We start from the raw sequence: 6,739 nt of genomic DNA, 5'->3' as shown, positions 1-6,739 counted from the left end.
CCCGGTCCCGTCCGCCCGACGGGCCGCTCCCGCCGCGAGGCCGTTGCCGCACCGCGGCCGGTGCCGCGCGGTGACCGCCGCCGGTCCACAGCGGGGCCGTCGCGGAGCGGAGGTGCGGGTGGGGGCGGCTACCGTGGTGGCATGTCCGAATCCCCAGCGCCCCAGGACCCCGTCGCACCCGGTGCCACCCTCCCCCACGACCGGGGTGCCACCGACGTGCCCGCCGGCAGGGGCGGCGGGACCTGGGAGCCCGCGCTCTCGGCGTCGCGTGCCAAGGAGTACCTGCGCTGTCCCCTCCAGTACCGGCTCCACGTCGTGGACCGGATCCGGGAGCCGGCCACCCGGGCCACCGCCACGGGCACGCTGGTCCACGCGGTCCTCGAGCACCTCTACGACGTCCCCTCCGCCGAGCGCACCCCCGAACTCGCCCGCGCCCTCGTCCTGCCCCGGTGGGAGGAGATGCGCGGGCATGACTCCTCCCTCGCCGACCTCTTCCCCGATCCCTCCTCCGTGGAGGACTGGTTGGCCGAGGTCCGCGGCGTCGTCGACCGCTACTTCCAGGTCGAGGACCCCCGTTGGTTGGAACCCCAGGCCCGCGAGCAGCGCATCGACGTGGTCTCCCCCGACGGCATCCGCCTGCGGGGGTTCGTGGACCGCATCGACCGTTCACCCCGCGGTGACCTCAGGGTCGTCGACTACAAGACGGGGAAGGCGCCCGCGCCACGGTACGTGGAGGAGGCGCTCTTCCAGATGCGCTTCTACGCGCTCCTCCTGCGGGAGTCCGACCGGCTGCCGGCGCGCACCCAGCTCCTGTACCTCAAGTCCGGGCAGGTGCTCACACTGGACCCCGACCCGGCCGACATCGACCGCTTCCAGGGGGAGGTCACCCGGATCTGGGAGGGCATCGAGGCCGATGCCCGGCGCGGGGTGTTCGCCCCGCGCCGCAACCCCCTGTGCGGGTGGTGCGCCCTGAAGGAGTTGTGCCCCGTCTTCGGGGGCGAGACCCCGTCGCTCCCCGAGCAGTCGGTGGAACGCCTGTTGGCGACACGGGCCGAACCCTCCTGAGGGCGGTCGGTGCGGGGCCGACGACTGCGGCGCGCCGGTGCCCCCGGACCCCCGACCGGGCCGCGCGGGAGGCGGCTGCCCCGTCGGGGGGACGGAGGACGGGGCGCACCTCCCGTGCTCCGAGCTGCTGCGGCCCGTCGTCCCTCAGCGGGAGCCGACGGTGTCGACGACCTCCCCGGCCATCATCCCGCGCATCGTCGCCAGGTCCAGTTCGTCCGGGGAGTTCACCCTGTTCAGACCCGGTCGGGGCTCCACCGGCAGGACGCAGGGGATCCCCACGACGGTGGCCCCCGCCGCGAGACCTGCGGTGATCCCACTCGGGGAGTCCTCGACCACCAGGCAGTCCGCGATGTCCACGCCGAGCCGTCGGGCGGCCACCAGGTACGGCTCGGGCGCGGGCTTGGGTTCCGATACGTCGTCACCGGCGACCACCGTGGCGAACCCGCCGTGCGGGGCCCGCGCCGCGACCACCTCGACCACCCTCCGGTAGGAGGAGGTCACCAGCGCGACCGGGATCCCGGCGTCGTGCAGGCGTCCCAGGAAGGCGGGGATCCCCGGCAGCCAGGGCACGCCCTGCTCCTGCAGGGAGCGCCTGACGTGCTCCAGCAGTTCCGCCACCACCTCCTCCGGCGTCATCGGGAGGTGTGCCTGCTCGATCATGATCGACGCCGACACGAGGAGCGGGTTGCCGACCATCTGCAGTCCGAGCTCGTGGCTCCAGGTCCCCCCGTGCTCCTCGACGATCGCGGTCTCCGCCGCCATCCACACCGGCTCGGTGTTGACGATCGTTCCGTCCTGGTCGAGGAGCACCGCCGCGGGGAGGGGTCCCCGACCGCCACCCGCGCTCACGGCGTCACCCCCGCCATCGGTTCGAGCACGTGCATGACCAGGAGGACCGCGACGAAGGCCGCGAGTCCGATGCGGTACCAGACGAACGGGGCGAAGGAGCGCGTGGAGACCAGGCGCAGGAACCACATGATGACGAGGTAGCCGACGAAGAAGGCGATGACCGTGGCGAGGAGTGTCGGTCCGACCTCCACGTGGTCCCCGCCGGTGAGCACGCGGGCGGTCTTGTACAGGCCCGAGGCGAACACCGCCGGCATGGCCAGGAGGAATGAGTACCGGGTGGCCGCCTCACGTGTGTAGCCCAGGGCGCGTCCCATCGTGATCGTGCCACCCGATCGGGACACCCCGGGGATCAGTGCCATCGCCTGCGCGATGCCGAAGAGGATGGCGTCACGCCAGCTCATGCGGTCCAGGGTCCGCACCCTGGCCCCCAACCGGTCGGCCAGGCCCAGGAGCACGCCGAAGACGGCGAGCATCGTCACGGTGATCCACAGGTTGCGGAAGGTCGTGTCGATCCAGTCCTGCAGGAGGAGGCCGAGGACCCCGATCGGAAGTGAGCCGACGATGATCATCCATCCCAGCCGCGCATCGGGGTCCGAGGCCTCCACCCGCTTCGCGGGACCGACGACGGGCAGGGAGAGCGCCCAGCGCGACACGATGCGGGTGATGTCCTTCCAGAAGAAGACGAGGACCGCGGTCTCGGTGCCGATCTGCGTGATGGCGGTGAAGGCGGCGCCCGGGTCACTCGCCCCCGTCAGCTCGCCCACGATGCGCAGGTGGGCGGAGGAGGAGATCGGCAGGAACTCCGTGAGTCCCTGGACGAGGCCGAGGATGATTGCTTCGAGCCAGCTCATGGCGACACTCTACGGTCTCCCACGCCGCCGGCGTCCCCTCCCGGGCGCCGACCCCGGGAGTGCGACCCGTGCCACTACGGTGGGGGCATGCGGATTCGTCGATGCGGGGACTCGGGCCTGGCCGTCTCGGAGCTGGGCCTGGGCACACTCACCTGGGGACGGGACACGGACGCCCCGGAGGCCGAGGCGATGCTCGACGCATTCCTGGGGGCCGGTGGGAACCTGCTCGGGGTGTCCCCCACGCACGGGGACGGGCAGGCCGTGGACGTGCTCGCATCACTCCTGCCCCGGGTCGGCAGGCACCGGGTGGTCCTGGTGTGGCGCGGGGCGGCCCGACTCGGGCACGACGGACGTTGGCACCCCTCGGCGGCACGCGGCGACATGCTCTCCTGCCTCGACGACGCCCTGGAGCGCCTCGGCACGGACCACGTGGACGTCTGGTTGGCCACCCCGGACCCGGCCGTCCCCCTGGAGGAGACGCTCTCCGCGCTCGACGTCGCCTGGCGCAGCGGGAGGACCCGCTACACGGGGACCAGTCACCTGGGCACCTGGGACACCGCGCTCGCCCATGCACGCGGCGCGTCCGACGGTCCCACCCCCGTCGTGCTGGAGGAGTCCTACTCGCTCCTCGACCGCCGTGTGGAGACCGGACTGCTCCCCTCGGCCGCCGGCGCCGGGATGGGTCTCCTCGCGCACTCACCACTGGCGGGAGGTGTCCTCACGGGCAAGTACCGCCGGTCCACGCCCCCGGACTCGCGTGCCGCCTCCCCCCACCTCCACCACCTCGTCGAGCCCTTCCTCGGTCCGCGTCACGCGGGCGTGGTGGAGGCCGTGGTGCGGGCTGCGGAGGGTCTGGGCAGGACTCCCCTCGACGTGGCGCTGTCCTGGGTGCGCGACGCCCCCGGTGTCAGCTCCGCGGTGGTCGGCCCCCGCAACGCGCGGCAGATGGGCCAGGCGCTCGAGGGTGGCGGGGAACTGCCCGTGCAGATCCGTCAGGTCCTCGACGAGGTCTCACGGGGATGAGGCCGTCCCCCGTCCGGGTGCGGCCGGGGTGGCCTCCGTCAGTGGGGGTCAGTCGGCCTCGATGTCGGCGATGTCGTCATCGTCGTCATCGTCATCGTCCTCGTCATCGGCGATGTCGTCCTCGTCGAAGTCCTCGTCCTCCAGGTCCTCGTCCTCGACGATGTCGAAGGGCAGCTCCACCCCGAGTGTGGTGAAGAGGACGTCGTCGTAGGTGAAGAACGCGTCACGCAGGCGGTCCTCGGCCGGGTCGAGCGCCGGGGAGTCCGCACCACCGGACCGGGCCGCGTCGAAGTGGTTCTCGAGTGCAGCGATGAGTCGGTTGAGGGCGTCGCGCGGATCAGTGGCCATGACCACAGACTACCCGTCCCACCCGCACCGCACACCATCCGCCCCACGGTCCCGGCAGGGGGACGCCCCCACGGACGCCGGCACGGACCACGCCGCACCACCCGCCCGGCGGACGTGCAGGTCAGGGAAGGTTGAGCTGGGATCGGATGACGGAGACCATCAGGTCGGTGCCCTTGATCTCAGCCGTCTGCTCCGGACCCAGGATCCGGGTCTCCCCCTGCTCGTCCACGAGCTGGGAGGCCCCCAGGTTCGGCCCGAGGGGCAGGATCACCCACTCCTTGGTCGGCTGGTACGTCGTGTCGGGGGTCTCCCCCTCCAGCTGGTGGGAGATGTTGGCGATCACCACGCGCGCCTGCTGGCGCGCCGCGTCGGCCCGCTTGGACTCGCGCACGTCGGTGATGTCGCCGATGGCGTAGATGTCCCGGTGGTCCTCCAGGAGGAGGTTGGGCTGGACGCGGACCGTCCCGTCGGGGTGGAGCAGTCGGGCGTACCCGGTCCCGTCCAGGTACCCGGTGTTGGCCCGCGACCCGTAGCACTGGAACCAGAGGTCGGCCTCGACGGGCTCCCCGGCCCGCGTCTGCACCGTGAAGTGCCCGAGCTCACCGACGTTGTGGGGCGGCAGGTAGGCCAGTTCGGACCCCGTCAGCACGCGCACGCCGAGCTCCTCGAGCTGGCGGCTCATCTCCTCACGCAGCCCGTCCGTGTAGCCGGGCGTGGAGAGGATGGAGTCGGCCTTCTCCACGATGGTGATCTCCAGGTCCGGGAAGGCATTCGCCAGTTCCCCGGTGAGCTCGATGCCGACGGTGCCGCCGCCCACCAGGAGGACCGAGCGCGCCGCTGCGAGGTTCTCGTGGAGCTGCTCGAGGCGCGCCTTGGCGACTCCCGCGCGCGAGGAGGAGTACTTGGCGGGGAACGGATAGCTCGACCCGGAGGCCAGGACCACGTAGTCGGCCTCGATGGGGTCCTGTCCGAAGACGTGGACGGTGGTGCCCTCGACACGGGAGACGGTCCCCTGGACCACGCGCCCGCGCTCGAGGAGGTTCGAGTAGGGCATGAAGACGGTGTGCTCCCAGACGTCGTCGACGGCCGCCCGCAGTGCTGCCGCGTGGTGGACGAACTGGTCCTTCTGCTCGACGAGGATGACGTCGGCGAGGGGGTCGAGTCCCTTGGCCACCGTCACTCCACCGTATCCTCCGCCGACGACGACGATTCGGGCCACTGTCTTGTCTCCTGTCAGGTCGATTCCGGTCATCATCTCACGCGTCCGCGGACAGTCCCCGACGAACGAGGACACTCTCGGGGTCGGCGTCGTGACCCACCACGGCACGGAAGGACTCCAGGGGGTCGCGTGAGTCCCCCCGGGCCAGGAGTTCGCGGCGCAGCGCCTCCCCGGCAGCGCGGTTGAGGCCGCCGTCCCCGTCCTGGGCGGCCGGCCCGCGGAACCACTGCTCGAGCTCGGCGACCAGGGTCTCGGCCCACATGTAGGAGTAGTAGCCGGCGTCGTACCCGCCCGCGAACGTGTGGGCGAAGTAGGTGGTCCTGTAGCGCGGGGGCACCAACGGGGAGACCACCCCGTAGCCCTCCAGGGCCGCGTCCTCGAAGTCGGGCACCCCGGCGGGATCCGTCGGCACCTCCGAGGGGGCGAGGCGGTGCCAGGCCTGGTCGATGAGTGCCGCCTCGACGAACTCGAGCGTCGCGAAACCCTGCCCGAAGGTCTTGGACCGGCTGATGGCCTCTGCCCACTCGGCCGGCAGGGGCTCGCCCGTGTCGTGGCGGCGGGCGAAGTGCGCGAGGACCTCGGGGTGGAAGGCCCACATCTCGTTGAGCTGGCTGGGCAGCTCGACGAAGTCGCGTGGCACGTTCGTCCCGGCGTCGCAGCGGTAGCGCGTGTGGGAGAAGAACCCGTGGAGGGCGTGGCCGAACTCATGGAAGCAGGTCTCGACCTCGTCCCAGGTCAGGAGGGCCGGTTCCCCCTCGGCCGGGCGCTGGAAGTTCGCGTTGTTGCCGATGACCGGCAGTCCCGTGCCCTCCCCTCCCGGGGCGACGACCTCGTGCATCCACGCGCCGCCCTTCTTGCCGGGTCGGGAGAACCAGTCCCCCACGAACAGGCCCAGGGCGGAGCCGTCCTCGTCGTGGACCTCCCACACCCGTGCGTCCGCGCTCCACCCACGCAGGTCGGGGCGCGGGTGCAGGGTGATCCCGTAGAGCCGGTTCGCCGCGAGGAAGACCCCGTCCTCGAGGACGCGGTCCAGGCTGAGGTAGGGCCGCAGGGCGTCGGCGTCGACCCCGAGCTCGCGGTGGCGCAGCCGGTCCTCGTAGTAGGGCCAGTCCGCCGCCGTCAGGCCCTCACCCTCAGGGTCCTGTCGCGCGAGGTCCCCCAGGACGAGCGCGTCCTCCCCGACGCGGGCGAGGGCCGAGGTCCCCACGCTGACCAGGAGGTCCCGCGCCGTGTCCGGGCCGGGGATCGTCTCCGCCTCCATGACGAGGCTCGCGTGGTCGGGGAACCCCAGCAGGCGGGCACGCTCGGCCCGCAGGCCCACGATCTCCAGGATCCTGGAGCGGGTGTCGGTGCCCGGGTCCTCCCCCGTCCCGCGGTTCAGGGA

General features: G+C 72.0%; 7 protein-coding genes. 2 read left to right on the top strand and 5 right to left on the bottom strand.

The features are described from left to right. Window positions 1-141 precede the first annotated feature (141 nt). Complete coding sequence (locus TA90_RS05635; protein WP_082031504.1) at window positions 142-1,065, top strand: RecB family exonuclease; 924 nt, start codon at window positions 142-144, stop codon at window positions 1,063-1,065. Between the two features lie 144 nt (window positions 1,066-1,209). Here the strand turns inward: TA90_RS05635 and TA90_RS05630 are convergent, their stop codons facing one another. Both TA90_RS05630 and TA90_RS05625 read right to left on the bottom strand, forming a co-directional pair. Continuing rightward, the gene (locus TA90_RS05630) at window positions 1,210-1,914 is read right to left on the bottom strand and encodes an HAD family hydrolase (protein WP_052450556.1); all 705 of its coding nucleotides are present in this window, start codon (window positions 1,912-1,914) and stop codon (window positions 1,210-1,212) included. Then, the gene (locus tag TA90_RS05625; RefSeq protein WP_043535035.1) at window positions 1,911-2,765 is read right to left on the bottom strand and encodes an undecaprenyl-diphosphate phosphatase; all 855 of its coding nucleotides are present in this window, start codon (window positions 2,763-2,765) and stop codon (window positions 1,911-1,913) included. The genes TA90_RS05630 and TA90_RS05625 overlap by 4 nt, the downstream gene beginning before the upstream one ends. A gap of 87 nt (window positions 2,766-2,852) precedes the next feature. On the opposite strand from TA90_RS05625, the gene TA90_RS05620 reads away from it, so the two are divergent. Next, window positions 2,853-3,788: an aldo/keto reductase gene (locus TA90_RS05620; protein WP_043535034.1), complete on the top strand. Its 936-nt coding sequence runs from the start codon at window positions 2,853-2,855 to the stop codon at window positions 3,786-3,788. Between the two features lie 48 nt (window positions 3,789-3,836). On the opposite strand, the gene TA90_RS05615 is transcribed toward TA90_RS05620, so the two are convergent. The 3 genes from TA90_RS05615 to TA90_RS05605 all read right to left on the bottom strand — a co-directional run. Beyond that, window positions 3,837-4,136 (bottom strand): hypothetical protein, encoded by a 300-nt coding sequence (locus tag TA90_RS05615; RefSeq protein WP_043535033.1) that lies wholly within the window; start codon window positions 4,134-4,136, stop codon window positions 3,837-3,839. Window positions 4,137-4,257: 121 nt separating this feature from the next. Continuing rightward, window positions 4,258-5,355, bottom strand: coding sequence for an FAD-dependent oxidoreductase (locus TA90_RS05610; RefSeq protein WP_043535037.1), 1,098 nt, complete (start codon window positions 5,353-5,355; stop codon window positions 4,258-4,260). A gap of 37 nt (window positions 5,356-5,392) precedes the next feature. After that, window positions 5,393-6,739 (bottom strand): M3 family metallopeptidase (locus TA90_RS05605; RefSeq protein ID WP_043535032.1); only part of this gene is annotated, 1,347 nt, incomplete at its 5' end.

Source organism: Actinomyces polynesiensis (assembly GCF_000820725.1).
Lineage (GTDB): Bacteria > Actinomycetota > Actinomycetes > Actinomycetales > Actinomycetaceae > Pauljensenia > Pauljensenia polynesiensis.
The sequence above is the reverse complement of the archived record's forward strand: the minus strand, read 5'-3'. Positions and strand labels throughout refer to the sequence as shown.